Genomic DNA, 26,964 nt, shown 5'->3' with positions numbered 1-26,964 from the left:
GCGGCCCCTGGAGAGCGCGTCATGACAGTGGACATCGACTTCGCCGCGTTCTTCGACGCCACACCAAGCCCGTACTTGGTATTGGACACGGACCTGGTGATTCGCTACGTCAACCCGGCATGCCTGCAGAGCACCGGACGGACCAGGGACGAGTTGGTCGGGAAGCACTTCTTCGATGCCCTGCCGGAAAACCCCACCGGTTCCCCCGACGAGGCGCAGGGCAATCTGAAGGCGTCAATGCGCCTCGTCCTGGACACCGGAAAGCCGGACACCATGGTGCTGCAGCGGTACGACATTCCCCGGCCGGGCGGCTTCGAGGAGCGATGGTGGTCCGCGATCCACACTCCGATTGCCGGGCCTGACGGCAGGGTGAAGTGGATCGTCCAATGGACCGAGGACGTCACCACCTTTGCCCGCTCGGGCCGACCCCGCCGACCCACCGAGGAGTTCACCGAGCAGGAGCTGGGCATGGCAGCCGAGCTTTACGGACGGGCCCGAGCGCTACACCGGCTGAACCAGGAACTGCGCCAGGCCCACGCCCATGAACGACAGGTCGCCGTCACGCTGCAGGAAGCCATGCTCTCCGCCCCCGACCTGGACCAGCACAGCAACATCGCCGTGCGCTACCTACCGGCGACCACATCACTGAACGTGTGCGGCGACTGGTACGACGTCGTCGACCTGCCCCCTGACCGCTACGCCGCTGCCGTCGGAGACGTCGTCGGCCACGGCCTGCATGCCGCCGCCGTCATGGGCATGCTCCGCAGTGCCCTCAGCGCAGCCATCCGCGCCATTCCCAGCCCTGCCCAAGCCCTGGAGGTCCTCGGTCTTTACGCCCGTTCCCTGGACGGCGCAACGGCCGCAACCGCCGTCAAGGTACTCATCGACACCCGCAGCAGGCTGATCATCTACAGCAGCGCCGGACACCCGCCGCCCGTTCTGCTCCACCCCGACGGGACCTGGGAACTGCTGGACCAGGCGACCGATCCACCACTCGGCGCCCGGCCACACCATGTGCCTCGCCCCCAGGCCGGCCTCGCCTACAACCTGGGGGACACCCTCGTGTTGTACACCGATGGCCTCATCGAGCGTCGTGACGAGGACATCTACGCCAGCCTGGCGCGCCTGACCACAGCCCTGGCCAAGGACAGCTCCGTCTCGCCTGACCAACTGGCCGACGCGCTGTTGGCCCGCCTCGGTGTCGCTGGTGGCGGCCCTGACGACATCGCCCTCGTCGTCATCCGTCTGTAACTCTGCGCGGCTCATCGACAGCTTCGGTGTTGTCTCCCACCTATGAGAGCGGGATCTGCTCGATGCGGGTCGGACTCTTTCTTCTCGTGGGCGGACCAGCGTAGGTGGCGCCGTCGATACGGAAGACGTGGTGCTGCGAGTCGGTGATCCCGTTCACCGGCTCGGCATGGATCAGTCTTTGACCCTGATGGAGTGGGTGGCCATCCATTCCAAGGCGGCGCGAATGTCGGCGGGCGGCTCCTCTATGAGGTGACGCGCATCCAGGCCCCGTCGGCCCACGAACAGCCCGGAACGCCCATCAGTACAGGGCCGCGCGCAGCACCGCAGCCGGGGGGCCTCGCTTGCTGGTGACGAGTACGGGGGTCACGATTGCGCCAACGTGCCCCATGAGCAGCGGGTTGCTGGGCTGTGGGGCTATCCCGGGCTGGCCGCGTCTGCTCGGTTCAGGGTCGCGGTTCCTTTGCGGCTTTTCGACTTGGCTCTGTGGGTCCGAGAAGCCGTTCGACTTCCGCTATTCGGGCCCGGACAGCAGGATCCTTGGCCAGGGCCGGGGGCAGCTTCGTCCGTGAGTCGAGGTCGGTGACAACGAGACCCTCTGCCTTCAGGCCGTAGGTGCGGCGCAGGTCGGCCCCACGCAGGTCGCCTGAACCCGGCGCCACGCATTGTCGAACCGGTCGCGGGCGGGTCATCCCGGCCGGAAGGGGGTGCCTTCCCGCGAGGGGCACCCCCTTTGCGTGAGGGGCAACGGCGCCCGGCTCTTCCTCGTCCTCGGTGTCGGGATCCCACGACGCAGGAGTGCCATGACGAACACCAAGGGCCGCACCGCAGCGCTGACCACCCCCGGCGGGCAGGACGCCCCAGGACGAGGCGAGGGCGCTGGCCGCGGTCAAGGTGCTCCGCGAGCGGACCGGTGTCGATCTGGCCGGTGGCCATCACCTCGTTCTCGAACCGGGCGACGAGCCGGGGCCGCCGTGAGCATTACGATCACCAGGGTGTGCCGGTCGGAGAAGGGTGGGTGAACGCCGCCGTGAGTCGGCGCATCGTCGTGGTCACCGCAGTGCACGGCCCCCACGCCCGGTTCCTGCCGGAGGCCTACGCGTCGTTGTGCGCGCAGCGGCTTCCCGAGGGCTGGGAGTGGCACTGGGTCGTGCAGGAGGACGGGGAGAGCGAGAGCGTCAGACCGTATGTGCCCGTGGACGCCCGGGTGACGTTCCGGCAGGGGCGGGCCGGGGGGCCCGGCGTCGCCAGGACCATGGCGCTGGCACACCGGGACGGTGCGTACGTGAAGGTCCTCGACGCCGACGACCGGCTGACGCCGGGTGCGCTCGCGCGGGATCTCGCCGTGCTGGAGGGGGACCCGGACCTCGGGTGGGCCACCTCGCGGGTGCTCGACCTCATGCCCGACGGGTCGACCGTCGGCTTTCCGGGCGATCCCGACCAGGGGCCGATCGAGCGCGGGGCCGTGCTCGCGCACTGGAAGGCCAACGGCTTCCTCGCGCAGGTGCATCCCGCCTCGCTGTGCGTGCGCCGGGAGTTGCTGCTCGCCCTGGGCGGCTGGATGGCGCTGCCCGCCTCGGAGGACACGGGGCTGTTGCTGGCGCTGAACGCGGTGAGCCGGGGATGGTTCTCGCGGGAGGTGGGCCTGCTGTACCGGAAGTGGGACGGGCAGGTGACCGGGCAGGCTGCCCATACCGACCGGGCCGAACGCGAGGTGCGGATGGCTGTCGTCGAGGCCAGGGCCAGGGCGTTGTCCCGGCTCCGGTGGGGCGCGCCGACCGCGCCATGAGAGCGGCCCGGTCTGCGCGTGGGTCGTCGGCGCCGGGTCGTGGTGGATGTACCCCGCGCTATGAGAGCAGCTCGGTCTGGGAGGGAGCCGTCGGCACCGGGTCGTGACGGATGTAGAACTCCGTGCCCAGCAGCCGTTGCCGTTCGGCTGTGGTGAGGGCGGCGATCAGGCCCGGGGCCGCTCCCCGTGCCACCTCCGTGCGGTGGGCCAGGATCGCCGGGATCTTCCGGTCCAGCCAGGGGGTGACGTCGACGGTGGCGGTGACGCGTTCGTCGGGCACCGTGCGCACCGCCTTGCCCACGGGGGCCAGGTGCCCGCCCCATGCCCCAGCGGCCGAGTGCGGGTGCGTGGCCAGGTACAGGGCGCTCGGCTGCCAGGGTGCTCCGGCGTCCGGGTAGAGGCGTTCCAGGCCGGCGGCGTGGACCGCGAGGGTGGTCACGCGGTGGGTGTGCACATGGTCCTCGTGGCCGGTCAGGTTGCCGTAGGCGTCGTGGGTGACGACGATCTCCGGGCGGAAGTCGCGTAGGTGCGCGACCAGTTCCCCCACCGCCGCGTCCAGGGGTACGTCGCACCAGCGTGGCCTGCCCGGGGCCGAGTGCGGGACGCGGGCGTCGGCGTACCCCAGCATGCGTGGCGGGTCCGCGCCCAGGACGCGGAGCGCCTCGGCCAGTTCCGCGGCGCGCGGGGTGTCCGCCGACCAGGTCGCCGTGACGACCGCCGTGCGCGCGCCCGCGGTCGCGTGGCGGGCGAGGACGCCGCCCGCCGTCAGGGACTCGTCATCGGGGTGGGCGAAGACCGCGAGCAGGTTCGGTGCCGGCATGCGCTCTCGCTACGGCCGGTCCGGCGCCGACCGCGGTGCCCCGGTGATGCCGATCGCCTGGCTCGGGCACTTCTCCACCGCCTCCATGACCTCGGGATCCTCGCCCGTCTCCTCGCGGCCCGGTCGGACGACCCCGAAGCCGTCGACGAACTCGAAGACCGCCGGGACCCGGTGGGCGCACTCGGCGGAGCCGTAGCAGAGATCGCGGTCCACGAAGACCTTCATGGTTGTCGTCCCCCTCCTGACGGCATCGGGGCCCCGGTGGCCGTCCGGAGCTGACTGCCCAGCGGGGCACCGGCTGAACCGGCCCCGGCTAGCGCGCGCTCCCGGCGATGGCCAGCCAGTGGGCCACCCGGCGTACGGCGGCCTCGTCGAGATGTTCCACCAACGCCTGCACGGTCGTGTCGTCCTCGGGGGAGAGGTCGTAGAGGCCCGCCTTGGTCAGGCCTGCCATGAGGACCTGGTGGCGGCGGCCGGTCATCCGTTCCGCCAGCTTGGCCGGTTCGCCGGGGGAGGGCTCGGGGTCCGGCCGCGGGACAGCGGTCTGCTTCAGCGGGGTGTCGAACCGGTGCCACGCGCCGTCCTTCGGCCCCCACAGGGCGACGGTCACGTCGTCGCCCCGGGCGCGCAGGGTCTGGGTCATCTCGCCCAGGGCGTACAGCACGGGCGCGCGGTGGGGCGACTGGGCGGCCGTCCGCCAGGATCCCTCGGCGGACCGGTAGAACATCGCGACCCAGCGCGGAGCACCCTGCGGTCGTGGGCTCTCGGGACGTGACTCCACTGCGCTCACCCCTGTACGTCGCTGATGCGTCGCCCGGCCTCTGCTTGCGCCTTGCTCGTCCGTTCTGGACCGTTCCCGAACGTTCTCGACTGTTCCCGAACGTTCTCGACTGTTCCCATCCGCGCTCGTGCCGCGCTCGTGCCGCGCTCGTGCGTCGCTCCGGGGGCGGTGCGGCAGGGCGACCATAGCTGACGGGTCGTCAGTTTTCCAGGGTCGTCGGTCGGCCGGGACGTTCGGCAGCACGGTCCGTCAAGGGCCGAGGGAGCGGTGTCCGCCGGTGTCCAGGACCACGATCCGCCGGGGTTGCGGGGCGGGGGGTGATGGGGAGGATCACCACATCGTCCGGTACCGGTCCCTCCCCTCGTGGGGACCGGTACCGAACGGTGGAGCCTCATCGTCCGCTTCGGACGGAAGCTGGCCGGATGGGTGCGCCGCTGCGTCCGGATCCTGCCATTTCCGGCCATGGAGGAGGAGGTTCCGGCACCCAGCGGACGGAATCGCCGCAGGTCAGCCATATAGAGTGAGTTTTCCGGTCCGGACGTCCAGGCGTGGGAAGTAAGGAGCTGAGACCTTGAGTTCCGACTCGGGGGCACGCACCGCCTTCGCGGAACGCCTCGCACTGCTGTACAAGGAAGCCGGCAACCCTCCTCTCAAGCGGGTGTCCGAGGCGGTCGTCCGGCTCCAGCGGGTCGACGAACGCGGGCGGCCCGTGCGGGTGTCCGCGCAGCGCATCAGTGACTGGCGGCGAGCCCGGAACGTCCCGGCCCAGTTCGCCGCCCTCGCGGCGGTGCTGCACGTGCTGATCCCCGACGCGCGGCGCTCACGGCCCACGCCGGTCTCCCCCGGTCTGTACGACCTCGGCCAGTGGCAGCGGCTGTGGGAACGCGCGGTGGCCGACCCGGTCGGTGAGCGCCCGGCGCCCTCCGCGGCCGAGGAGCGGTCCGCGGACGAGTCCGCGTCCACCCCGGGCGGGGTGTGCCCGTACCGGGGGCTGGCCTCCTACCGCCGGGAGGACGCCCGGTGGTTCTTCGGCCGGGAGCGCAGCACGGACGCGCTCGTCGCCCAGCTCGGCGCCGTCGCGGGCTCGGGTGGCCTGGTCATGCTCGTGGGCGCGTCGGGGGCGGGGAAGTCCTCCCTGCTGAACGCCGGCCTGGTGCCCGCCCTGCGGGACGGCGCGCTGGGCGGTGACGACGGTGACGGTGGTGAGGGGAACGGCCGGCCGCGAAAGGTCGTACAACTCGTACCGGGAGGCGATCCGCTGGCGGAGCTGACCCGGTGCATCCCCGAGCTGGCCTCCGTCGTCCCGGTCTCGATCCCACCGGGAGAAGCCTCTGCCCGGCCACGGACAGAGGGACCGGACGCGGCCACCGGGGAGGGGTCCGGTGCGGCCGCCGGGGCGGGATCCGGTGCGGCCTCCGTGGCGGGATCCGGCGCGGCCTCCGCGGAGGGGGCGGGTGCGGCCTCCGCAAAGGGGGCGGGTGCGGTCCCCGCGACGGTGGCCGGCGTGGCCCCCGCGACGGTGGCCGGCGTGGCCCCCGCAGCAGGACCCGACGTCACCCCCGCGGGGAATCCCGGGCCGGCCCCCGCAGCCTTCCCCGACACCGCGCCCTCCCCCGACGTCGTCCGTGCCGCCGTCGGTGTCTGGGCCCGGCGCGAAGCAGCTTCCGGGGCCCGTCCGGTCGTCATCGTGGATCAGTTCGAGGAGACGTTCACCCTCTGCCCCGACGAGGCGGACCGGCGCACCTTCATCGAGGTCCTGCACGCCGCCTGCTCGCCCGCCGGCCCCGGCGAACCGGCCCCGGCGGTCGTGGTGCTGGGCATACGCGCCGACTTCTACGACCGCTGCCTGAGGTACCCGGAGCTCGCCGACGCGCTCCAGCACCGGCACATGGTGCTCGGGCCGCTGACCACCGCGGAGCTGCGTGAGGCGGTGAACGGACCGGCCAAGGCCGTCGGCCTGGAGCTGGAACCGGGGCTGGCGGAGCTGATCGTCCGGGAGGTCAGTGCCGACGGCCCGGGCGGGGCGCACAACGCCGGTGTGCTGCCGCTCCTCTCGCACGCCCTGCTCGCCACCTGGCAGCGCCGGAAGGCGGGCCGTCTCACCCTGGCCGGCTACCGCGCGGCCGGCGGCATCCAGGGAGCGGTCGCGGCGACCGCCGAACGGGCCTGGACCGGCCTCGACCCTGCCGCGCGCACCGCCGCCCGGCTGCTGCTGCTCCGCCTGGTACGGCTGGGCGAGGACACCCAGGCCACCCGCCGCCGCGGAACCCGGCGTCAGCTCGCGAAGGAGTCGGCCGACCCCGGCAAGACCGAGGAGTCCCTCGAAGCGCTGGTCCGCGCCCGGCTGGTGACCCTCGACGCGGAGACCGTGGAGATCACCCACGAGGCGCTCCTGCACGCCTGGCCGCGGCTGCGCGACTGGATCGACGAGGACCGGCAGGGCAATCTGCTGCGCCAGCGCCTGGAGGAGGACGGCCGGGCCTGGGAGGAGTCGAACCGCGACACCTCACTGCTCTACCGGGGCTCCCGGCTGGAACAGGCCCACGGCTGGGCGAGATCCGCCGGGGACACGTTCCTGACCCGCAGCGCGATGGAGTTCCTGGCCGCCTCGGTCCGGCTGCGCAGGCGGATCATCTGGATCAGCCGGGGGGCGGTGGCGACGCTGGTCGTCCTGGCGATGCTGGCCGTCGGGTCGGCGGTGGTGGCCTGGAAGCAGCGGGACGAGGCCGTCTTCGAGCAGGTGCTCGCCCAGTCCGACCGCGTCCAGGACACCGATCCGTCGCTGTCCGCGCAGCTCGACCTGGTGGCGCACGGGCTGCGGCCGGACGACAAGGGCGCGAACAGCCGCCTGATCTCCATCGTCAACGCCCCGCTCTCCACCCCCCTCACCGGCCACACGGGCGCCGTCTACCTCACGACCTTCAGCCCGGACGGACAGGTCCTGGCCACCGCCAGCTACGACCGGACCGTACGGCTGTGGGACGTCGCCGACCCCAAGCGCCCCAAGGCCCTGGGCAAGCCCCTCACCGGGCACACGAGCTGGGTGAGCAGCGCCGTCTTCAGCCCGGACGGCCGGACGCTCGCCAGCGCCTCCGACGACGGCACCATTCGGCTGTGGGACGTGACCGATCCGGCGCACCCGAAGTCGCTCGGACGGCCCCTGACCGGCCATGCCGGCACGATCTACCTGATCGCTTTCAGCCCGGACGGGCGCACGCTGGCCTCCGCGGGCGACGACCACACCGTCCGGCTGTGGAACATGGCCGACCGGCGCCGCCCGCGGGCCCTGGGCAAGCCCCTGACCGGGCACAGGGCCGCCGTGCGCTCGGTGGCGTTCGGCCCGGACGGCCGGACGCTGGCCGCGGGGGGCGACGACGGGACGATCCGGCTGTGGGACGTGTCCGACCCCGCGCGCCCGGAACCGGCCGGGACGCCGCTGACCGGCCACACCACCACCGTGCACTCCGTGGCCTTCAGCCCCGACGGGCGCACGCTCGCCAGCGGCAGCGCGGACGGCACCGTACGCCTGTGGAACATGGCAGGTCCGGGCCGCCCGGCGCCGATCGGCGCGCCGCTGACCGGCCACACCGGGCCGGTCTGGTCCGTGGCCTTCAGCCCCGACGGGAACATGCTCGCCGCGGCCAGCGCGGACAGCACCGCGAGCCTGTGGAAGGTCAGCGATCCGCAGTACCCCTCGCAGGTCGGCGCGTCCCTCGCGGGCAGCAGCGGGGAGATGTACGCGCTCGGCTTCAGCCCCGACGGGCGCACCCTGGCGACCGGCGCGGGCGACAACAAGGTCCGTCTGTGGTCGCTGCCGACGTCGGACATGACCGGCCGGACCGGGGTGTTCCGGCCGGACGGGCGGCTGCTCGCGACGGCGGCGCGCGACGGGCGGATCCGGCTGTGGGACGTGCGGACGCCCGGCAGGCCCGTGCGGTTGGGCGAACCGTTTCACCCGGGCAAAGGCGACGTGCGCTCCCTGGAGTTCGCCCCGGACGGCCGCACCCTCGCGGTCCTGACGGGCGAGAGGGTGGTGGAGCTGTGGAACCTCGGCAACCCCGAACACCCCGTCCGCTACGGCTCTCCCCTGCCCCTGCGCATCCGGTACGCCGATCCCCTGGCGTTCAGCCCGGACGGGAAGGTCCTGGCCACCGCCTACGACGACCGCACCATCCGGCTGTGGAACGTCGGCGACCCGGCCCGGCCGCACCCGCTCGGCAGCCCCCTCACCGGTCACAAGGGCTACGTCAACCACCTCGTGTTCAGCCCCGACGGCCGGACGCTCGCCAGCGGCAGCGCGGACGGCACGATCCGGCTGTGGAACGCGACCGCCCCCGGCCGGGCGACCCTGATCGGGAAACCTCTCCGGGGCCACCTCGGAGCGGTCAACACACTCGCCTACAGCCGCGACGGCCACACGCTGGCCAGCGCCGGCGACGACAACTCCGTCCGGCTCTGGGACATCACGGACCCCGCCGAGGCCTCCGAGGAGGCGCTGCTCACGGGCCACACGGAGGCGGTCGTGTCGCTGACGTTCAGCGGCGACGGCCGCACCCTGGCCAGCGGCGGCAACGACAGCACCGTCCGGCTGTGGAACGTGACCGACCCCTCGCACGCCACCGCGATCGGCCAGTCGATGAGCCCCAACTCCAAGACCGGCACCTTCCTCGCGTTCAGCCCGAACAGCCACACGCTGGGGGTGTCGAGCGGTGCGGACACCATCCGGCTCTGGAATCTCGACGTCGACACGGCCGTCCGCCGCATCTGCTCGATGACCCGGGGCGTGCTGACGCAGGACACCTGGCGGGAGTACCTGCCGCGGCTCTCCTATGACCCGCCGTGCGACGGCTGAGGCGACCGTCTCGGACAACAGGCTCGGCGTGCCAGGGCAGTTGAGTGAGACGAGTCACAACCTGGCTTTCCCGGTGGCCGGTCGGCTCGCGGTGGGCAAGCGCTTGTTACCCTTGGCCATAGCTCGACCGCTGGTGCATCCCCCGTCGCCAGCGGTCGGGCCTTTTTCAGCGCAGGTCGAGGCGCGTCTTCTCAGTGCAGGTCGAGGCGCATCAGAATCCGGGGATGACCGGCCAGGACCGAGGTCGTGTCCGCCGCGTGGACGAAGCCGGCCCGTTCGAAGTTCTTCCGCAGACCCGCGTACGCCATCGTCAGGTCGACCTTGGCGTCGCCGTTGTCCAGCGGGTACGCCTCGATCACCGGCGCGCCCCGGTCCCGGGCGAACGCGACCGCACCGGCGATGAGGGCGTGCGAGATGCCCTGCCCGCGGTGGCCGGGGCGGACCCGGACGCACCAGAGCGACCACACCGGCAGGTCGTCGAGGTGAGGGATCTTGCGGTTGCGGGCGAACGAGGTGTCCGCACGAGGTGCGACGGCGGCCCAGCCGACCGGTTCGTCACCGTCGTGGGCGAGCACACCCGGGGGCGGGTCCGCGCGGCACAGCCCGGCGACGTACTCACCGCGGGCCGGGCCACGCAGCTCCTTGTTGAGCTTGGAGGGGATGCGGTGGCTCAGGCACCAGCAGACGTTCGCCCCGGGCGACTTCGGCCCGAGCACGGCACGGACGCCCTCGAAGTCCGTGGCCGGGCGCACGTCGATGCTCATGCCCCCACGATGCCACGCACCGGGCGGGCGCGCCCGGCAGGCCGGGAACACACCGTGACGGGGTGCCCGGGCCCCGCGTTCTAGGCGGACACCGCCCGCAGCAGCCGCAGTTGGCCGATCTCGGCCGCGTTCTTCATCAGCTCCGCGTTCACCCAGGCCACCATGTGCTCGACGGTGTGCTCGGGATCGTTCGGCCAGGGGAAGGGAGCCGTCGCGTCCAGGTCCTGCTCGGTGAGGCCGTCGAGGACCTTCAGCCACTGGGTGCGCAGGTCCCGCAGCCACTGAACCGTCGGGGCGCCCTCGCCGGGCCAGACGATGTCCTCGCGGTCGCGGGGCGGGCGGCCCTGCAGGTGGTCGAGGGCGACGCTCCACCACCAGCCGAGGTGCCAGCTCACCCAGGCGAGGGTGGGGACGGGGACCGGGTCGGGTTCGGTGTCCGCCCAGTCCGGGACCCAGGTGCCGTCGGCGCCCCGGCGCATCGTCCAGCAGTGCGCGGCGGGTTCCCAGAGGAAGTCCTCCGGCTCCAGCCGCTCCAGGTGGTACTCGAACAGGGACCAGGTCAACTCGAACTGCCAGCGCGGCAGTTCGATGCGGGGAGCGTTCATCGGGCGACCCTACGGGGGAGCGGGTGCGTCCCGGGCCAGTACCGCCCAGTCGAGGTCCCGCAGCGCCGGTTCGGCGTCGTGGTCCGAGGGCAGGCGGGGCGTGGGCTGGAACCAGACGACGGTCAGGCGCGAGCGGTAGGCGACCGGGTCGTGGGCCGGATCCAGGGCCGTGGAGTGGAACGTTCCGAGGCAGGCCACCGCGGGCAGCACCTCGACCGGCCCGAGGCCGCCCGCGTACTGGTCGGGGTACTCGCGCCGCGGCGGGACGAGGTGCACCGGCGTGCCCGGGCGGGACCGCTCGGCGGTGTGCAGGAGGCTCCGGATCCGCAGGTCGTTCAGCGGCTTGCAGGGGTAGCCGTCCTGCAGGTCGCCGTACGTCGAGAAGAACCGCAGCTCGGCGAGGTCCACCGAGCGGCCGGAGGCCAGGACGAGGCGGGCGAGCGCCAGGGCCGGCGTCTTTGCGTGGTGTTGCATCGAGGTCTTTCGGTGGTGGTCATGGGCGGGGCCGTGCTCACGGCCGGTGCCCCGTCATCCGTGCCGCCGAGGCGATCGTCGCCCTGGCCTCCCGCTCGGACAGGCCGGTGTTCAGGGCCGCGTCGACCAGGGGGTCCACCAGCGCCGGGCCGATGCCGTCCTCGTAGGCCCGGCAGGCCGCCCAGAACAGGCGGGTGTTGCGCTGGCCCTCGTGGGCGGCCAGGACGAACTGGACCAGGCCCTGGCCGTGCCCGCCGGTCGCCGCGGGGACGGGGTGATGGGGGCGGGGCGGCGGGATCAGCAGTCGCAGCAGGGAGCGCGGGCAGGGGGCGGGGGCCAGGTGCGCGGTGCCCGGGGCGGCGGCGTACACACCCTGGCCCGTGCGGGAGCCGGGGCCGACCAGGTAGCCGCCCGCGCCCCGGATGTCGATGCCGGGGGCGAGCCGGCCCGCGGAGTTGGGGACGACCAGCTCGGGCGGGCCGCTCAGCCACAGATGCCGCCCGCCGGACGGGGTCACGACGACCACGGTCGGCGGGATCGTGAACAGGTGCCGCAACGCCAGCTCGCGCAGCGCGGCCGAGGAGTCCGTGCCGGTCTTCACGTCCAGGTCGAGGCCGATCAGATGGTGCGGGGGCAGCCCGCAGGCGATGCCGTAGCCGGTCGCCCAGGGTGCGGCGGCGAACAGCTCGCGGATGCGGTCCGGGTCGCTGGAGGCGTCGTAGACCCCGTGCCCGGGCCGGCCGCACCCGCCGTGACAGGGGGAGGGGGCGGGGTCGTCGCGGTGCGGGGAGCGCAGTGCCGGGAGCTTGGAGCGGGACAGGGGGATGACGGCCAGTCCGCGTTCGGCGGCTGACAGGGCGTGTGCGAGGGCCAGCGTCGTGGCCTGCCGGTCGGTGGTGGCCATGCTTCTAGTTTCGTACGTACGTTCGAAAAAGGAAAGGGGGAGCGGGTGCGACGCGCCGGGGGCGGGTGGCGGCGGGAAAAAGTGCTGGAACGCTTCGTCCCTTGCGACGTCCGGGCTCGAACGCCCTCTTTCGCTCCCGTTCGGTACGGAAGTGACGCATAGGGGTTTATCGACTTGTCCTCACGCTTGCGTGCGAAAGGCGGCTTCCGGGGTGGTTCGCCGGGGTTTCGGTGGGCAACTCTGGACTCGCGACGTCGAGCACCGTACCGGGGCGGTCGGCCAACTTCCCCGGTGACAGCAGTGGTTCACGCACCGGCCGGTCACGAGCCGGTGCGTCCTCGGTCCGATCAGTCCTGGAGGGACAAGAAACATGGCAAGCATCCGTACCGCCCGCGTCATCGCGGCCGTCTCCGCCCTTCCGCTCGCAGCCGCCCTCTTCACCGGTGTCGCGACGGCGGACACCGGCGCCTTCGCGGACAACGGATCCATCGCGTCCGCCACAGAGACCGAGCAGGGCATCCTCGGCAGCGGCGTCGGCGGTGACAACTTCGGCAACGCGGCCACCACCCAGCAACAGGCACTCGGTGACGGCACCTCGAACCAGAGCAACACCGCCCAGGTCAACGGCACCGAGCCCACGGCCGTCAATCAGGGCAACGGCAACACCGCCGTCAGCTTCTCCCCGCTGTGGTGGTGAGCTGAGCGGGCCGGTGCGCCGGCACCGGCCCGGGTGCTGTGGGGTGTGCTTCGTGGGGTCACAAACGTCTGAGCGGCGGTACTCCGGTACCGCCGCTCAGACGTTTGCGTGTCCGGGCGGTCCGGGCGGTCCGGGCGGGCCGCGACGGGGCCTTGACTGAACAGTAGATCTGACGGACAGTCAGAAACTGTGAGTGGTGAGCCGGAGGTCCACGAGGAGTTCGAGGCGCGCCTGAAGGCCTACGAGGGCCTGCCGGCCGCCGCCACCGGGGTCGGCCGCGACCCCGTCAACGAGCCGATGATCAGGCACTGGTGCGAGGCCATGGGCGACACCAGCCCCGCGTACACGGGCCCGGACGCCATCGCTCCGCCCACCATGCTCCAGGCCTGGACCATGGCCGGCCTCACCCGCCGCCCGGAACGCACGGCGGCCTACGACGAACTCCTCGCCCTGCTCGACGCGTCGGGCCACGACGCGGTCGTCGCCACCGACTGCGCACAGGAGTACCTGCGCCCGTTGCGCCCGGGCGACGCGATCACCTTCGACTCGGTGATCGAGTCGGTGTCCGGCCGCAAGACCACCAAGCTCGGGGCGGGTTACTTCGTCACGACCCGCACGGACGTCCGCGCGGGCGGCGAACTGGCCGGAATCCACCGCTTCCGCATCCTCAAATACGCCCCCGCCCACCGGCCTTCGGCACCGGCGGAACGCCGCCCCCGCCCCGTCGTCAACCGCGACAACGCCGGCTTCTGGGAAGGCGTGGCCCGCCACGAGCTCCTCATCCAGCGCTGTACGGCCTGCGACACCCTGCGTTTTCCCTGGCTGCCGGGCTGCAACACGTGCGGCTCCCCGGACTGGGACACCGTCGCGGCGAGCGGCGAGGGCACGGTCTACTCGTACGTCGTGATGCACCACCCGCCCTTTCCGGCCTTCGAGCCCCCCTACGCGGTCGGCCTGATCGAGCTCGCCGAGGGCGTGCGGATCGTCAGCAACGTGGTCGGGGTGCCGTACGACAAGGTGCGGATCGGCATGCCGGTGCGGCTGGAGTTCCAGCGGTACGACGACGAGCTGGTGCTGCCCGTCTTCCAGGGGGTGACGTCGTGAACGCCGGGGACCGGCTCCCGCCGCTGGAGATCCCGATCACCCGAACCCTGATCGTCGCCGGGGCGATCGCCTCCCGCGACTACCAGGACGTCCACCACGACCCGGAGCTCGCCCGGCAGAAGGGCTCCCCCGACATCTTCATGAACATCCTGACGACCAACGGCCTGGTCGGCCGCTACATCACGGACCACTTCGGCCCGCGCGCGCAGCTGCGCCGGGTCGCCATCCGGCTCGGCGCGCCCAACCGTCCCGGCGACACGATGGTGCTCACCGGCACGGTCGAGGAGGTCGACGGCGACACCGCGACGGTCCGGATCGTCGGCGCGAACGGCCTCGGCGACCACGTCACGGGCACGGTGACGGTGAGGGTCCCGGCGGGAGCCGGAGAGGGCCTCTCCACTGGAGCGGGAGGCGACTCGGTATGAGGGCGAGAGGGCCGGGCGGTCCCGGTACGAACCGGAGAGGACGGGCGGTCCAGGCATGAGCGGGCGACGGCGGGACGGACTCGGCGGGTGCGCGGCCGTCGTAGGTGTGGGAGCCACCGAGTTCTCCAAGGACTCGGGCCGCAGCGAACTGCGCCTCGCCGTCGAGGCGGTGCGGGCGGCCCTCGCGGACGCCGGGCTGACTCCGGCCGACGTCGACGGAATGGTCACCTTCACCATGGACACCAGCCCCGAGATCACCGTCGCCCAGGCGGCGGGCATCGGGGAGCTCTCCTTCTTCTCCCGGGTCCACTACGGCGGCGGCGCGGCCTGCGCCACCGTTCAGCAGGCCGCCCTGGCGATCGCCGCGGGCGTGGCCGACGTGGTCGTCTGCTACCGGGCGTTCAACGAGCGCTCGGGCCGCCGCTTCGGCTCCGGGGTGCGGCACCGGGAGCCCTCGGCGGAGGGCGCGGCCCTCGGCTGGTCGCTGCCGTTCGGCCTGCTCACCCCGGCCTCGTGGGTGGCGATGGCGGCCCAGCGCTACCTCCACACCTACGGGCTGACCCCGGAGGCCTTCGGGCACGTGGCGGTCGCCGGCCGGAAGTACGCGGCGACCAACCCGGCGGCCCACTTCCACGGCCGGCCCATCACCCTGGCCGACCACGCCGCCTCCCGCCGGATCGTCGAACCGCTGCGCCTGCTGGACTGCTGCCAGGAGACGGACGGCGGGCAGGCCCTCGTCGTCACCTCCGCCGAACGCGCCCGCGACCTGCCCCACCCGCCCGCCGTGATCGCCGCGGCCGCCCAGGGCGCCGGACGCGCCCAGGAGCAGATGACCAGCTACTACCGCGACGACCTGACCGGCCTGCCCGAGGCGGCGGTCGTCGCCCGGCAGCTGTGGCGCACCTCGGGGCTCGCCCCGGCCGACATCGACGTCGGGATCCTCTACGACCACTTCACGCCGTTCGTGCTGACGCAGCTGGAGGAGTTCGGCTTCTGCGGCCCGGGCGAGGCGGCGGACTTCGTGGCCGAGGAGCACCTGCCCCTCAACACGCACGGCGGGCAGCTCGGGGAGGCGTACCTGCACGGCATGAACGGCATCGCGGAGGCCGTCCGGCAGATCAGGGGCACGGCGGCGAACCAGGTACCGGGAGCGGAGCGGGTCCTGGTGACGGCCGGGACGGGTGTGCCGACGTCGGGACTCGTCCTGACCGCGGACCCCCAGGGGTGAACCCGCAGTACCCCGGGCCCTTCGCTCCACCTACAGGAGGTGCGGCAAGCCCTACCCGTACAACCTGAGGGGGACCCCGCTTCGGGACCTGCGGCCGATCCGCTCGCCATGCCCCCGCTCATAGCGTTGAGCCATGACCACACTCGTCTGCACGAGCGCTTCGAAGGCGGCCGGACCAGCGGCGCAGACCCTTCCCTACCCGTCGTTCTCGTCGTACGTCAGGGCCCGCCAGCCGGTGCTGCTGCGTACCGCCCGCTCGCTCACCGGCAACCCGAGCGACGCGGAGGACCTGCTGCAGACCGCGCTCGCCAAGACGTACGTCGCCTGGGAGCGCATCGAGGACCACCGCGCCCTGGACGGCTATGTGCGCCGGGCGCTGCTGAACACCCGGACCTCGCAGTGGCGCAAGCGCAAGGTCGACGAGTTCGCCTGCGACGAGCTGCCCGAGCCGGACCCGGTGGCCGGCCGTGACGACCCGGCCGAGCAGCAGGCGCTGCGTGACGCGATGTGGCGGGCGATCATGCGGCTGCCCGACCGGCAGCGGGCGATGGTGGTCCTCAGGTATTACGAGGACCTCAGCGAGGTCCAGACGGCCGAGGTGCTCGGCGTTTCGGTGGGCACGGTGAAATCGGCCGTCTCCCGGGCGATCGGCAAGCTCCGCGAGGACGCTGAGCTGGGGCTCGTCCACCAGTGAGGCGCCGCTCCACCCGGCTGTGAGTCACCCCTCCGGCATGGCGTGATGTGATCGATCGCCCGGTCCTAGTGACATACCGCGCGGTATGTGCGCAGAATCAGCGCAGCCCTTACCACCGCGTAGGCAATGTCGCCCGGGAGGACGCCGTGCTGAGCACCATGCAGGACGTACCGCTGCTGATCTCGAGGATCCTGACCCACGGGTCGACGATCCACGGGACATCGCAGGTGACCACCTGGACCGGTGAGGACGAGCCGCACCGCCGCTCCTTCGCCGAGATCGGCGCCCGCGCGGCCCAGCTGGCCCACGCGCTGCGGGAGGACCTCGGCGTCACCGGCGACGAGCGCGTCGCGACCCTGGCCTGGAACAACGCGGAACATGTCGAGGCCTACTTCGCCATCCCGTCCATGGGCGCGGTCCTCCACACCCTGAACCTCCGCCTCCCGCCCGAGCAGCTGGCCTGGATCGTCCACCACGCCGCCGACCGCGTGATCATCGTCAACGGTTCGCTGCTCCCCCTGCTCGCCCCGCTGCTGCCGCACCTGAAGCCGGTCGAGCACGTGGTCGTCACCGGCCCCGGGGACCGCTCCCTCCTCGCCGGCGCGAGCGTCGGTCACATCCACGTTCACGAGTACGAGGACCTGATCGCCGGCAAGCCCACCTCGTACGACTGGCCCGAGCTGGACGAACGCCAGGCCGCCGCCATGTGCTACACCTCCGGCACCACCGGCGACCCCAAGGGCGTGGTCTACAGCCACCGCTCCATCTACCTGCACTCCATGCAGGTCAACATGGCCCAGTCGATGGGTCTGACCGACCAGGACACCTCGCTGGTCGTGGTCCCCCAGTTCCACGTGAACGCCTGGGGCCTGCCGCACGCCACGTTCATGACCGGCGTGAACATGCTGATGCCGGACCGCTTCCTCCAGCCGGCCCCCCTCGCCGCGATGATCGAGAGCGAGAAGCCCACGCACGCGGCCGCCGTCCCCACCATCTGGCAGGGCCTGCTCGCCGAGCTGACGGCGAACCCGCGTGACGTCTCCTCCCTCGGCCAGGTCACCATCGGCGGCTCGGCCTGTCCGCCCTCGCTGATGGAGGCCTTCGACAAGCTGGGCATGCGGGTCTGCCACGCCTGGGGCATGACGGAGACGTCCCCGCTCGGCACGATCGCCCGTCCGCCCGCCAGTGCGGCCGGCACGGAGGAGGAGTTCGCCTACCGCCTCACCCAGGGCCGCTTCCCGGCCGGTGTCGAAGCCCGCCTGTCGGGCCCCGGCGGCGAACGCCTTCCCTGGGACGGCGAGTCGGCCGGTGAGCTGGAGGTACGCGGCCCCTGGATCGCGGGCGCCTACTACAACGGCCCCGACGGCGAACCGCTGCGCCCCGCCGACAAGTTCAGCGAGGACGGCTGGCTCAAGACGGGCGACGTCGGGACCATCTCCCCCGACGGCTACCTCATCCTCACCGACCGGGCCAAGGACGTCATCAAGTCGGGCGGCGAGTGGATCTCGTCGGTGGAGCTGGAGAACGCGCTGATGTCCCACCCCGACGTCGCCGAGGCGGCCGTCGTCGCCGTCCCCGACGAGAAGTGGGGCGAGCGCCCCCTGGCCACGGTCGTCCTCAGGGAAGGTTCCAGCGCCACCTTCGAGACCCTGCGCGCCTTCCTCGCCGACGAGGGCCACATCGCCAAGTGGCAGCTCCCGGAACGCTGGACGGTCATCGAGGCGGTCCCGAAGACGAGCGTGGGAAAGTTCGACAAGAAGGTCCTGCGCAGGCAGTACGCGCAGGGGGAGCTGGACGTGACGTCCCTCAGCTGATCCGGCGGGGCCCGGCGATCGGACGACTCACCTGCCTCGACACGTCACGTCTGGTTGGATGAGGGACCGGGCGCCGGGCCGGGGGCGGGGGGACGGTCATGCAGTTGGGGGCGGCTCATGCCGTGGTGACGGCGGCCGAAGGTGTGCTGTCCGAGTTCCAGCAGAACCTCGTCGTCGCCGTCGTGGGCGTGATCCTCGGCATCCTGGGAACCGTCGCCATCGAGCGCATGAAGCTCCGCCGCGAACCGACGAAGCGGCTCTCCTGGGACGCCGAGGTCCACCACGCCATGGTCTCCACGGACGACACGCTTCGGCGCCTGCTGCGGCTGAGCTACAACGACTACCCCATCGAGGGGCTGAGTTCGGTCGAGTTCCGGGTCGAGAACAGTGGCAACAGGGTCGTCAAGAACGAGCGACTGCGCTTCTGCTTCCCGCCCAGCGCACAGGTCATCGAAGCGGTGCCGACCTCGCAGCCCGAGCGCGAGATGGGGGTGTCCAGGCGCCCCGATCTCGAGCAGGACGCGAGCGAGGCCGTTTTCGTCATCGGCCATCTCGAGCGGGGCCGGTCGGTGACGCTGCGACTCTCCGTCGCCGCCCGGGACATCACCGGCTGGAAGGTCGTGGATCACAACGAGGAGGGGGACGTCGACGTCCATGAACGCGCGGCCGCCCGCAGGAAGGAGGACCGGGAACACGTCCCGACCTTCTTCGCGCTGGCGTTCCTGACGTTCACCGTTCCGCCCTTGGCCGCCCTGCTCGGCTATGTCGGGCAGCTGGCCGCCGTGGTGCTCGGCGTCGCCCTTCTGATCAGCGTCGCCCCGCACATCGCCCCTGTGGGCCGCACCCTGCGGGACTTCCTCACCAGGCCCGAGCAGGCCGGCATCCACATCGGGTCGGTCGACTCCTCCACGTTCGCGATCGGCGACCGCAGCTCGGCTTCCTCCGAAGTGCCGCACGGCGTGCCTCACCAGCCGTCCTGACGCCGGAGCCGGCCCCGCCCGGCGCACCCGGCCCCCGCCCGGCGCACCCGGACCCCTCCGATGGCCCGGCCTTCACCGGCGCAGGGAGGTCAGACCCCACCCGAGCACCAGCCACACGCCCGCCACGACACACACCCCACCCCACCCGAAGTGGCTGAACGCCACCCCGGCGAGGGCCGAAGCGGTCGCGCCGCCCGCGAAACCGGCGACGACGTAGGCGGTGTTGGCCGTGGCGGGGGTGGCGGTCGTGGTCAGGGCGAGGGTCTGGTTGGCGACATGGGAGGCGACCAGTGCCGCGTGCACGGCGACCGCCGCGGCGAACAGCGCCCCCAGCACCTGCCCGCCCAGCCAGAACAGCGGCACGGACACGGCGGCGACCAGATACGCCGACCGCACGACCCGCGCCGCCCCGAACCGGTCCACGAGTCCGCCCGCCAGCGGCGCCACCGCACTCGCGGTCAGGGCGAACAGCCCGAACAGCCCGGCGGTCGCGGCGGACAGCCCGTACGCCGGCCCGGTCAGCAACAGCGTCAACGAGGTCCACAGCGCGCTCCACGCACCGAACATCCCGGCCTGTCGCACACACGCCCGCGACAGCTCCGGCGAGCTCCGCAGCACCGACGGCAGCGCCACCAGCCCCGCGAACAGCGGGCCCTCCCGGCGTCGCCGCGACGGCAGGACCACCGCCGTCGCGAGCCCCAGGGCGAGGGTGAGCACGCCCCCACCGGCGAACACCCACCGCCAGCCGAAGGCCTGTCCGGCCAGCCCGCCCAGGACCCGGGCTCCGACGATGCCGAGGAACAGGCCCGCGATGACCGTCGCGACATGCAGGGCACGCCGCTCGGCAGGGGCCCGCTCGGCGACCAGAGGCACGAGCAGCTGGGGTATGACGGTGGCCGCCGAGGCGACGAACATCGCGACCGCGAGGGTCCCGGCGCCCGGAGCGAGCGCACTGGCTCCCAGCGCGAGCGCGGTGACGACCGTGAGCCCGGCGACCAGCCGGCGCCGGTTCGCGCTGTCGCCGAGCGGGGCGAAGAACAGCAGGCCGACCGCATAGCCGAGCTGGGCGACCGAGGCGATCCAGGCGATGGCCGAGGGCGCCGAGCCGAAGTCCCGGGCCATGAGCGGGAGCAGCGGCGCGGCGAGGTAGATGTTGGCGGCGGTGACCGCACTGCACACGGCGAGCAGGGTGAGGAAGAGACCGGGGGCGGGCGTACGAGCCGGTCGCGCGGGGCTCGTGGCCTGCGGGGCGGTGGTGGTCGCTGACGGCATGGGAAGGGACTCCTTGGAGTCGACTCTAGCAACTAACTGGTTGGTTGGCTGGTGGGGGAACAGTCTGGGTCGCCCCGCCCTTCCCTGTCAACCAAACAGTTGGTTGCTCGGCGCGCTACCCTCTCCCCCATGGCAGCAAGGGACCCCGAGGCCACCAAGGCCCGGATCTTCGAGGCGGCGGTCGCCGAGTTCGCCCGGCACGGCATCGCCGGTGCCCGCATCGATCGCATCGCCGCCGAGGCGAAGGCCAACAAGCAGCTCATCTACGCCTACTTCGGCAACAAGGCGGAGCTGTTCGCGATCGTCCTCGAGAGGAAGATGCTCCACCTCGCCGAAGCCGTCCCCGTCGACCCGGACGACATCGAGAGCTGGATCGACCGCCTGATGGACTACCACGCCGCCCACCCCGAGCTGCTGCGCCTGCTCTTCTGGGAGGGCCTGGAGTACGGCAGCTCCGAACTGCCCCACGAGTCCGGCCGCCAGGAGCACTACGCCCGCAAGGTCGGCGCCCTCCAGGACGCGCAGGACCGCGGCGTCGTCACGGACGCCATCCCGGCGGCCGACCTGCTGTTCCTGCTCACGGCCCTCGCCAACTGGACGGCCGTCGTCCCGCAGATGCGGCGCATCCTGGTCGGGGAGGGCGAGCCGGACCGGGACCGCCTGCGCGCGTCGGTGAAGGAGGCGGCGCGCCGGCTGACGGCACGCTAGTACCGCGACAGGCGACGTCCGCCCCGTCGCGACGCACGGCCGAACGTCGCCTGCGCGGCACCGGGACCTGCTAGTTGGTCCCGATCCGGCTGAGCAGGTCGACGATCCGGGACTGCACCTCGTTGCTGGTGGACCGCTCCGCGAGGAACAGCACCGTCTCCCCGGACGCCAGCCGCGGCAGGTCGGCCTGGTCGACGGCGGCCGTGTAGACGACGAGCGGGGTGCGGTTGAGCTGCCCGTTCGCCCGCAGCCAGTCGACGATCCCGGCGAAGCCCTCCTGCCGCCGCTGCACCTGCAGCAGATCCATCACGACCAGGTTCGGCCGGAACTGTCCCGCCAGCGTCACCGCGTCCGCGTCGCTCGCGGCCCGCGCGACCTGCATCCCGCGCCGCTCCAGCGTCGCCGTCAGCGCCAGCGCGATCTCCGCGTGCTCCTCGATCAGCAGGACCCGCGGCGGGTGCTGCTCGGTGTCGCGCGGCGCCAGCGCCTTCAGCAGCACGGCCGGATCGGCGCCGTACGCCGCGTCCCGCGAGGCCTGCCCGAGCCCGGCCGTGACCAGCACGGGCACCTCGGCGGCCACGGCGGCCTGCCGCAGCGACTGCAGTGCCGTACGCGTGATCGGCCCGGTCAGCGGGTCGACGAACAGCGCGGCCGGGAACGCCGCGATCTGCGCGTCGACCTCCTCGCGCGAGTTCACGATCACCGGCCGGTAGCCGCGGTCGCTCAGCGCCTGCTGGGTGCTGACGTCCGGCGCGGGCCACACCAGCAGCCGCCGCGGGTTGTCCAGCGGCTCGGGCGGCAACTCGTCGTCCATCGGCTGCGGCCGCGGCGGATCGGCCACCTCGACGGCCCCGCCGGGCCCGTCCAGCGGCTCGGGACCCTCGGCGGCGTTCTCGTCCGGTGCGCCTATGGCGTACGACCGGCCGCCGCCCTCGGTCATGTGCGCGAGGCGCGACTGACCGGCGAGGGACGGCTGTGCCGGGACGGGTGCGGTGGCCGGGGCGGGGACCTGCGCGGCGACCGGCGGCGGCGTGTGCTCGGACGCCGGATGCGGCCGCGCGGCCTGCTCCGGACGGGCCCCCTGGCCCGCCTGGCGCGGCTGCCCCTGCTCCGGGCGGGCCGCCTGGTCCGCACGCGCCGCCGGGTCGGGCGGCGTGCCGAGCTTGCGGCGCCGGCCCGATCCGCCCGGCTGGTGCGGGGGAGGAGTCGCCGACTGCAACGCGGCGGACTGCGGGAAGGGTGCGGCCGACGGCTGCTGCACCTGGGCCGCCTGCCGGGTGAACGGCACACCCTGGCCGAGCGTCCGCACGCTGATCGCACGTCCCTGCGTGGAGTTCGGATCGACGGGTGCCGCGGCCTCCGCGGGCAACGGCTGAGCCGCCCGCGGCGCGCCTTGAGGCGGCAGCGGCGTGCCGTGAGGCGGCAGCGGCGTGCCCGGCGCGGGCGTGTGCTGCTGAGCGCCCCTGGGCGGTGTGCCGTTCGCGGGCACCGGGTGCGGGGCCCCGGTCCCCGACGTGTCGTCGGCGGCGGGCCAGGGCTGAGCGGCCGGGGTGCCACCCTGCGGCGGGGTGCCGTGGGCGTCAGTGCCCTGGGCCGGAGCTCCCTGCACCGGCACTCCCCGGGCGGGAGCCCCCTGCGGCGGAGACGCCTGAACGGGCGCGCCCTGAGCCGGAGCGCCCTGCGGCGGAGATGCCTGAACGGGCGCGCCGTGGGGCGGGACGCCCTGGCCCGCAGCGGCCTCCGCGGGGAGCGGCCGGCCTGCGGCGGGCTGACCCGGTGCGGCGATGCCCTGCTGCGGCAGGGGCTGGGCCGGGACCGAGGACTGCAGGACCTGCCCCGGGAGGGCCGCCTGCACACTGTGCCCGAGCCCACCCGGAGCGGGTACGGACACGCCCTGCGGCGGCACGGCGTGTGCCTGCGGAGGTACGGCGTTGCCCTGCGGAGGTACGGCGTTGCCCTGCGCGGGAACCGGCACGCCCTGCGGCGGCACGGCCGTACCCGGCGCAACGGGGGCGGCTGCGACACCGCCCTGCACCGGCGCGGCCTGGCCGGGCATGGCCTGCCCCAGCGGGACCTGGCCGGGCATGGCCTGCCCCAGCGGGACCTGGCCGGTGGCGTCCTGCTGCGCGGGAACACCCTGCGCGGCTCCGGCGGGCACGGGTCCGGCCGGCGCGGAAGCGGCAGGCACGGAACCCGGAGGCACGGGTCCTGCCGCGGCGGGGCCCGCGGGCGCGGCACCCACAGAACCCGTAGGTGCAGGGCCCGCCGGTGCGGAACCCGCCGGTGCGGAGCCCCCCGGTGCAGGACCCACCTGGTCGGCAGCTCCTGGCGCCGGTGCTCCGGCCTCCTCGGCCGGCCGCGGCGCCGCGACGGCCCGGCGCCGACGGCCGGTCGGCGCACTGGTGGGATGCGGCTGCGGCGGAGTGTGATCGGCGGACTGGTCGTGCGGAACGGCATCGTGCCGCCCCTCGTCGGCCACGCCGTCGCCGGCACCGGCCGCCGCGGAACCCGCCACGGCCTGCTGCGGCTGCCCCTGGCCCGGCACCTGCCCCTGTGCTGGAACCTGTCCCTGTACCGGAACCTGCCCCTGGACCGGCACCTGCCCCTGTGCTGGTACCTGCCCCGGTGCCGGAACCTGCCCCTGGACCGGCACCTGTCCCTGTGCCGGCACCTGTCCCTGCCCCTGGGCGGGCACCACACCCGGCGCCACATCCGGGGCGCCACCCGGTACGCCGCCCGGTGCGGCAACGGGCGTTCCGACGGGGCCGCCCATGACCTGCTGCCCTTGGTCGGCCTGGGCCGGAGCCTCCTGCTGGGCCGGGGGCGGAGTCTGATCGGAACCGGCCGGCGGCAGCGCGAACACCGGACGCGGCCCGGCCGCCTCCTGCGCGGCGGCCGCCCGCTCGTTGGCCGCGGCCAGCGCACGCCGTCGGCGCCCGGTCGGCTGCTGCTGGCCCTGCCCCTGAGCCGCATCGGCGGAACCGGCGGAACCGGCGGCCTCACCGTCGGACGACGCCGCGGGCAGGGCGGGCGGCAGCGCCGCCTGCTCACCGGGCTCCCGCCGGGCCCGTCGCCCGGACGGCCCGGGCACACCCTGCGGCGGCACGGTTCCGCCCAGGCCAGTGTTCGAGGCGGCGGTCCCCGCCGCGTGCTCGGCGGCCGTCACCACGGCCCCCTCGGCGATGCCCTGAACGGCACTGCCGACGCCGTCCGCACCGGCTTCCTCGGCCGCACGCCGCCGACGCCCGGTGCCGCCGGACGCGCCGCCCGCCGCGGCGTCCTCACCGGACGCCTGCGCCGGAAGAGCGGCCGGTTCCCCGGCGGCCCGCCGCCGGCGCCGCCCGGTGGGCACGGCCCCGTCGGCTCCGGGACCACCGGCCCCCTCGACCCCGGGAGCACCGGTCTCATCGCTGTCTCCACCCGGAACGTCGCCGTCCAGGAAGGAATCGGTGGTGGCCCGCCGCGCCCGGCGCCGCCCCCCACCGGAGCCCTGCTCAAGGGGGTCGACGGCAGCGGCGTCGACGGCAGCAGGGTCGACGAGGGCGGGCTCGACGAGGGCGAGCGCGGCGGACTCGTCCACCGGCTGGGCGGCAACAGCTCCGGCCCCGCCCCCGATCGGCACCTCGAGCACGTACGCGCTCCCGCTCATCCCCGGCACATCGTGCGTCTGCAGCACACCACCGTGGGCCCGGACGATCCCGCGCACGATGGGCTCGTGCACGGTGTCGCCACCGGCGTACGGCCCGCGCACCTCGATGCGTACGACCTCGCCGCGCTGCGCCGCCGCCACCACGACGGTGTTGTCCAGGTAACCGCCCGCCGACACGGGCGTGTTGCCGGTCGCGTCGACCCCCGCCACGTCCGCGACGAGATGCGCGAGGGCGGTCGCGAGCAGCCGGGGATCGACCTCGGCCTCGATGGGCGGCGCGTGCACGGCGAACTGCACCCGCCCGGGCCCGATGAGCTCGACGGCCCCGTCGACCCCGGCGGCGACCACGGCGTCCAGCATCACCTTCGTACGGGCGACGTTCTCGCTGCCCGCGTCGAGCCGCTGGTACCCGAGGACGTTGTCGATCAGTGTCGTGATCCGCGCATAGCCGGCCGACAGGTGGTGCAGCACCTGGTTGGCCTCGGGCCACAGCTGCCCGGCGTCGTCGGCGGCGAGCGCGGCCAGCTCGCGGCGCAGCTCCTCCAGGGGCCCGCGCAGCGACCGGCCGAGCAGGGTCAGCAACTGCTCGTGCCGGGCGGCGAGCGCTTCGAACCGGTCCTTCTCGCGCTCCCCGAGCGCGGCGTAGCGGTCCTCGCCCGCGGCGAGTTCCTCGGCGTGCCGTTCGGTCAGCTCCTCCAGCTCGGTGACGTGCTGCTGGCGCAGCGCGGTGAGCTCGGAGGCGTGCTCCTCGGCGATCCGCTCCAGTTCCTCGGCGTGCCGCTTCTCCGCCGCTTCCTTCTCCTCGACGACGGCGTCGTAGGGCCGCCGGTCGGTGAAGGTCATCACGGCGCCGACGAGCTGGTCGCCGTCGCGCACGGGCGCGGTCGTCAGGTCGACCGGCACCTTGCCGCCGTCCTTGGAGTACAGCACCTGCCCGCGCACCCGGTGCTTGCGTCCGGAGCGCAGGGTGTCGGCGAGCGGCGAGTCCTCGTAGGGGAAGGGCGAGCCGTCGGCGCGCGAGTGCAGCACGAGGTCGTGCAGTTCGCGCCCGCCGAGGTCGCTGGCCCGGAAACCCAGTATCTGGGCGGCGGCCGGGTTGACGAGCACGACCCGCCCGTCGGTGTCGGTGCCGACGACGCCTTCGGCCGCGGCCCGCAGGATCATCTCGGTCTGCCGCTGCGACCGGGCGAGCTCGGCCTCGGTGTCCACGGTCCCGGACAGGTCCCGTACGACGAGCATGAGCAGCTCGTCACCGGTGTAGCCGTAACCGTCGTAGGCCTGCTGCCCGTTCTCGAGATTCGCACTGGTGACCTCGACGGGGAACTCGGTCCCGTCGGTCCTGCGCGCGATCATCCGGGTCGGCTTGGTCCGGGCATGCGGATCGAGGTGCTCCGGCCGGCGCATGGAGCCGGGGATGAGCTTGGAGTCGAACTGCGGCAGCAGATCGAGCAGCCCGCGCCCCACCAGGGCGGTGCCCGGGGTCTCGAAGGCCTCCAGGGCGATGGTGTTGGCGTTGACGACCGTGCCGTTGGCGTTGACCAGGACCAACGCGTCGGGAAGCGCGTCCAGTATGGCTGCGAGGCGAGCAGCGCCTCGGGATGGCCTGCTGCTCACGAGACGCTTCCTCCCTGTTACCGCACCTTGCCGACCGCTCGGGCCATCTTGCCAACCGTCCCGCGGCGTGTCACGCGAGGGAGTCTAAAGGTTGCGGTTGCGCTCGCGACGCCGGATGAGAGGGAGGACGCACGAGGAAGTGACCCCGAACTGACGACCGAGTAACCGTCAAACGCCCGCCCTCCTGCGACGACGTCGCGGGACCTTCGCGGGACCTTTACGACGACGGCTTTTCTGTACCTTTTGGCCGGGCTGGCGGGATGGGGGCGGAGAGTGGCGCAAATGGGGTGCGCGGCGCGGGGCGCCGGACACCTCTGGACGCGGCTCAGGGTTCGCCTCCTCGGCGACCTGCCGCCCCGACGGCCTGCCTGCCACCCCGCCGCCCACGCCCAGCCACCGCGCACGGTCCGCATGCAGTGCAGTGCAGAGCAGTGCGGTGCCGAGCGGGCGGAGGGGGTGAAACGGGCGGGGTGAGCGTACGGACGGGGTGGGCGAACGGAGGAGGGGAGCGAACGGAGGAGGGGAGCGAAGCGACGGGCGTG

At 73.2% G+C, this 26,964-nt stretch carries 20 protein-coding genes; 11 read left to right on the top strand and 9 right to left on the bottom strand.

The annotated features are described in order from the left end of the window. Positions 1 to 21 precede the first annotated feature (21 nt). Together FDO69_RS08065 and FDO69_RS08055 are read left to right on the top strand one after the other, a co-directional pair. Entirely contained in the window at positions 22 to 1,251 is a 1,230-nt protein-coding gene (locus FDO69_RS08065; RefSeq protein ID WP_104779052.1) for a SpoIIE family protein phosphatase, read from the top strand. Between the two features lie 1,015 nt (positions 1,252 to 2,266). Then, positions 2,267 to 3,037 (top strand): glycosyltransferase family 2 protein, encoded by a 771-nt coding sequence (locus tag FDO69_RS08055; protein WP_167526542.1) that lies wholly within the window; start codon positions 2,267 to 2,269, stop codon positions 3,035 to 3,037. 58 nt (positions 3,038 to 3,095) lie between these two features. Here FDO69_RS08055 and FDO69_RS08050 read toward each other — a convergent pair whose 3' ends face one another. From FDO69_RS08050 to FDO69_RS08040, 3 genes are all read right to left on the bottom strand, one after another. After that, positions 3,096 to 3,857, bottom strand: a complete 762-nt coding sequence (locus FDO69_RS08050; protein ID WP_104779051.1) for a PIG-L deacetylase family protein — start codon at positions 3,855 to 3,857, stop codon at positions 3,096 to 3,098. Between the two features lie 9 nt (positions 3,858 to 3,866). Next, positions 3,867 to 4,082, bottom strand: a complete 216-nt coding sequence (locus tag FDO69_RS08045) for a ferredoxin (protein ID WP_104779050.1) — start codon at positions 4,080 to 4,082, stop codon at positions 3,867 to 3,869. An 88-nt stretch (positions 4,083 to 4,170) separates the two neighbouring features. Continuing rightward, on the bottom strand, positions 4,171 to 4,638 hold the full coding sequence (locus FDO69_RS08040; protein ID WP_234387873.1) for a hypothetical protein: 468 nt from the start codon (positions 4,636 to 4,638) through the stop codon (positions 4,171 to 4,173). Between the two features lie 571 nt (positions 4,639 to 5,209). Between FDO69_RS08040 and FDO69_RS08035 the strand changes: the two genes are divergently transcribed. Beyond that, positions 5,210 to 9,490, top strand: a complete 4,281-nt coding sequence (locus tag FDO69_RS08035) for an nSTAND1 domain-containing NTPase (protein WP_104779048.1) — start codon at positions 5,210 to 5,212, stop codon at positions 9,488 to 9,490. A 191-nt stretch (positions 9,491 to 9,681) separates the two neighbouring features. Here the strand turns inward: FDO69_RS08035 and FDO69_RS08030 are convergent, their stop codons facing one another. The 4 genes from FDO69_RS08030 to FDO69_RS08015 form a co-directional block, all read right to left on the bottom strand. Then, positions 9,682 to 10,254, bottom strand: a complete 573-nt coding sequence (locus FDO69_RS08030; RefSeq protein ID WP_104779047.1) for a GNAT family N-acetyltransferase — start codon at positions 10,252 to 10,254, stop codon at positions 9,682 to 9,684. An 80-nt stretch (positions 10,255 to 10,334) separates the two neighbouring features. Next, positions 10,335 to 10,859, bottom strand: a complete 525-nt coding sequence (locus FDO69_RS08025) for a DinB family protein (protein ID WP_104779046.1) — start codon at positions 10,857 to 10,859, stop codon at positions 10,335 to 10,337. Between the two features lie 9 nt (positions 10,860 to 10,868). Continuing rightward, positions 10,869 to 11,333 carry a hypothetical protein gene (locus FDO69_RS08020; protein WP_104779045.1) on the bottom strand — a complete coding sequence of 155 codons (465 nt, stop codon included), beginning with the start codon at positions 11,331 to 11,333 and terminating at the stop codon, positions 10,869 to 10,871. Between the two features lie 37 nt (positions 11,334 to 11,370). Continuing rightward, positions 11,371 to 12,237, bottom strand: a complete 867-nt coding sequence (locus FDO69_RS08015) for a bifunctional DNA primase/polymerase (RefSeq protein ID WP_104779044.1) — start codon at positions 12,235 to 12,237, stop codon at positions 11,371 to 11,373. Positions 12,238 to 12,607: 370 nt separating this feature from the next. Here FDO69_RS08015 and FDO69_RS08010 point away from each other — a divergent pair, with 370 nt between their 5' ends. From FDO69_RS08010 to FDO69_RS07980, 7 genes are all read left to right on the top strand, one after another. After that, a complete protein-coding gene (locus FDO69_RS08010) occupies positions 12,608 to 12,934 on the top strand; it encodes a hypothetical protein (RefSeq protein ID WP_104779043.1) in 327 nt (108 codons plus the stop codon). Positions 12,935 to 13,123: 189 nt separating this feature from the next. Then, entirely contained in the window at positions 13,124 to 14,038 is a 915-nt protein-coding gene (locus FDO69_RS08005) for a bifunctional MaoC family dehydratase N-terminal/OB-fold nucleic acid binding domain-containing protein (protein WP_104779042.1), read from the top strand. Further along, positions 14,035 to 14,463, top strand: coding sequence for a MaoC family dehydratase (locus FDO69_RS08000; protein ID WP_104779041.1), 429 nt, complete (start codon positions 14,035 to 14,037; stop codon positions 14,461 to 14,463). The genes FDO69_RS08005 and FDO69_RS08000 overlap by 4 nt, the downstream gene beginning before the upstream one ends. 55 nt (positions 14,464 to 14,518) lie before the next feature. Next, the gene (locus tag FDO69_RS07995) at positions 14,519 to 15,691 is read left to right on the top strand and encodes a lipid-transfer protein (protein WP_104779040.1); all 1,173 of its coding nucleotides are present in this window, start codon (positions 14,519 to 14,521) and stop codon (positions 15,689 to 15,691) included. Between the two features lie 133 nt (positions 15,692 to 15,824). After that, complete coding sequence (locus FDO69_RS07990; RefSeq protein WP_104779039.1) at positions 15,825 to 16,385, top strand: SigE family RNA polymerase sigma factor; 561 nt, start codon at positions 15,825 to 15,827, stop codon at positions 16,383 to 16,385. A 158-nt stretch (positions 16,386 to 16,543) separates the two neighbouring features. After that, positions 16,544 to 18,199 carry a long-chain fatty acid--CoA ligase gene (locus FDO69_RS07985; protein ID WP_104779275.1) on the top strand — a complete coding sequence of 552 codons (1,656 nt, stop codon included), beginning with the start codon at positions 16,544 to 16,546 and terminating at the stop codon, positions 18,197 to 18,199. 98 nt (positions 18,200 to 18,297) lie between these two features. Beyond that, a complete protein-coding gene (locus FDO69_RS07980; RefSeq protein WP_104779038.1) occupies positions 18,298 to 19,179 on the top strand; it encodes a hypothetical protein in 882 nt (293 codons plus the stop codon). A gap of 72 nt (positions 19,180 to 19,251) precedes the next feature. Here FDO69_RS07980 and FDO69_RS07975 read toward each other — a convergent pair whose 3' ends face one another. Next, a complete protein-coding gene (locus FDO69_RS07975) occupies positions 19,252 to 20,451 on the bottom strand; it encodes an MFS transporter (protein WP_104779037.1) in 1,200 nt (399 codons plus the stop codon). A gap of 129 nt (positions 20,452 to 20,580) precedes the next feature. Here FDO69_RS07975 and FDO69_RS07970 point away from each other — a divergent pair, with 129 nt between their 5' ends. Continuing rightward, entirely contained in the window at positions 20,581 to 21,159 is a 579-nt protein-coding gene (locus FDO69_RS07970; RefSeq protein WP_104779036.1) for a TetR/AcrR family transcriptional regulator, read from the top strand. A gap of 70 nt (positions 21,160 to 21,229) precedes the next feature. Here FDO69_RS07970 and FDO69_RS07965 read toward each other — a convergent pair whose 3' ends face one another. Next, positions 21,230 to 26,422: a PAS domain-containing protein gene (locus FDO69_RS07965; RefSeq protein WP_104779035.1), complete on the bottom strand. Its 5,193-nt coding sequence runs from the start codon at positions 26,420 to 26,422 to the stop codon at positions 21,230 to 21,232. Positions 26,423 to 26,964: the final 542 nt, after the last annotated feature.

Origin of the sequence: Streptomyces tibetensis (assembly GCF_007655005.1) — a bacterium.
GTDB classification, from domain to species: domain Bacteria; phylum Actinomycetota; class Actinomycetes; order Streptomycetales; family Streptomycetaceae; genus Streptomyces; species Streptomyces tibetensis.
The sequence above is the reverse complement of the archived record's forward strand: the minus strand, read 5'-3'. Positions and strand labels throughout refer to the sequence as shown.

What these genes read in the sequence shown, in the direction of transcription:
- FDO69_RS08065 (WP_104779052.1), top strand. Translation starts at nt 22, where the DNA reads ATGACAGTGGACATCGACTTCGCCGCGTTCTTCGACGCCACACCAAGC.
- FDO69_RS08015 (WP_104779044.1), bottom strand. Translation starts at nt 12,237, where the DNA reads ATGGCCACCACCGACCGGCAGGCCACGACGCTGGCCCTCGCACACGCC.
- FDO69_RS07975 (WP_104779037.1), bottom strand. Translation starts at nt 20,451, where the DNA reads ATGCCGTCAGCGACCACCACCGCCCCGCAGGCCACGAGCCCCGCGCGA.
- FDO69_RS07990 (WP_104779039.1), top strand. Translation starts at nt 15,825, where the DNA reads ATGACCACACTCGTCTGCACGAGCGCTTCGAAGGCGGCCGGACCAGCG.
- FDO69_RS08010 (WP_104779043.1), top strand. Translation starts at nt 12,608, where the DNA reads ATGGCAAGCATCCGTACCGCCCGCGTCATCGCGGCCGTCTCCGCCCTT.
- FDO69_RS08030 (WP_104779047.1), bottom strand. Translation starts at nt 10,254, where the DNA reads ATGAGCATCGACGTGCGCCCGGCCACGGACTTCGAGGGCGTCCGTGCC.
- FDO69_RS08050 (WP_104779051.1), bottom strand. Translation starts at nt 3,857, where the DNA reads ATGCCGGCACCGAACCTGCTCGCGGTCTTCGCCCACCCCGATGACGAG.
- FDO69_RS07980 (WP_104779038.1), top strand. Translation starts at nt 18,298, where the DNA reads ATGCAGTTGGGGGCGGCTCATGCCGTGGTGACGGCGGCCGAAGGTGTG.
- FDO69_RS08045 (WP_104779050.1), bottom strand. Translation starts at nt 4,082, where the DNA reads ATGAAGGTCTTCGTGGACCGCGATCTCTGCTACGGCTCCGCCGAGTGC.
- FDO69_RS07970 (WP_104779036.1), top strand. Translation starts at nt 20,581, where the DNA reads ATGGCAGCAAGGGACCCCGAGGCCACCAAGGCCCGGATCTTCGAGGCG.
- FDO69_RS08025 (WP_104779046.1), bottom strand. Translation starts at nt 10,859, where the DNA reads ATGAACGCTCCCCGCATCGAACTGCCGCGCTGGCAGTTCGAGTTGACC.
- FDO69_RS07995 (WP_104779040.1), top strand. Translation starts at nt 14,519, where the DNA reads ATGAGCGGGCGACGGCGGGACGGACTCGGCGGGTGCGCGGCCGTCGTA.
- FDO69_RS07985 (WP_104779275.1), top strand. Translation starts at nt 16,544, where the DNA reads ATGCAGGACGTACCGCTGCTGATCTCGAGGATCCTGACCCACGGGTCG.
- FDO69_RS08020 (WP_104779045.1), bottom strand. Translation starts at nt 11,333, where the DNA reads ATGCAACACCACGCAAAGACGCCGGCCCTGGCGCTCGCCCGCCTCGTC.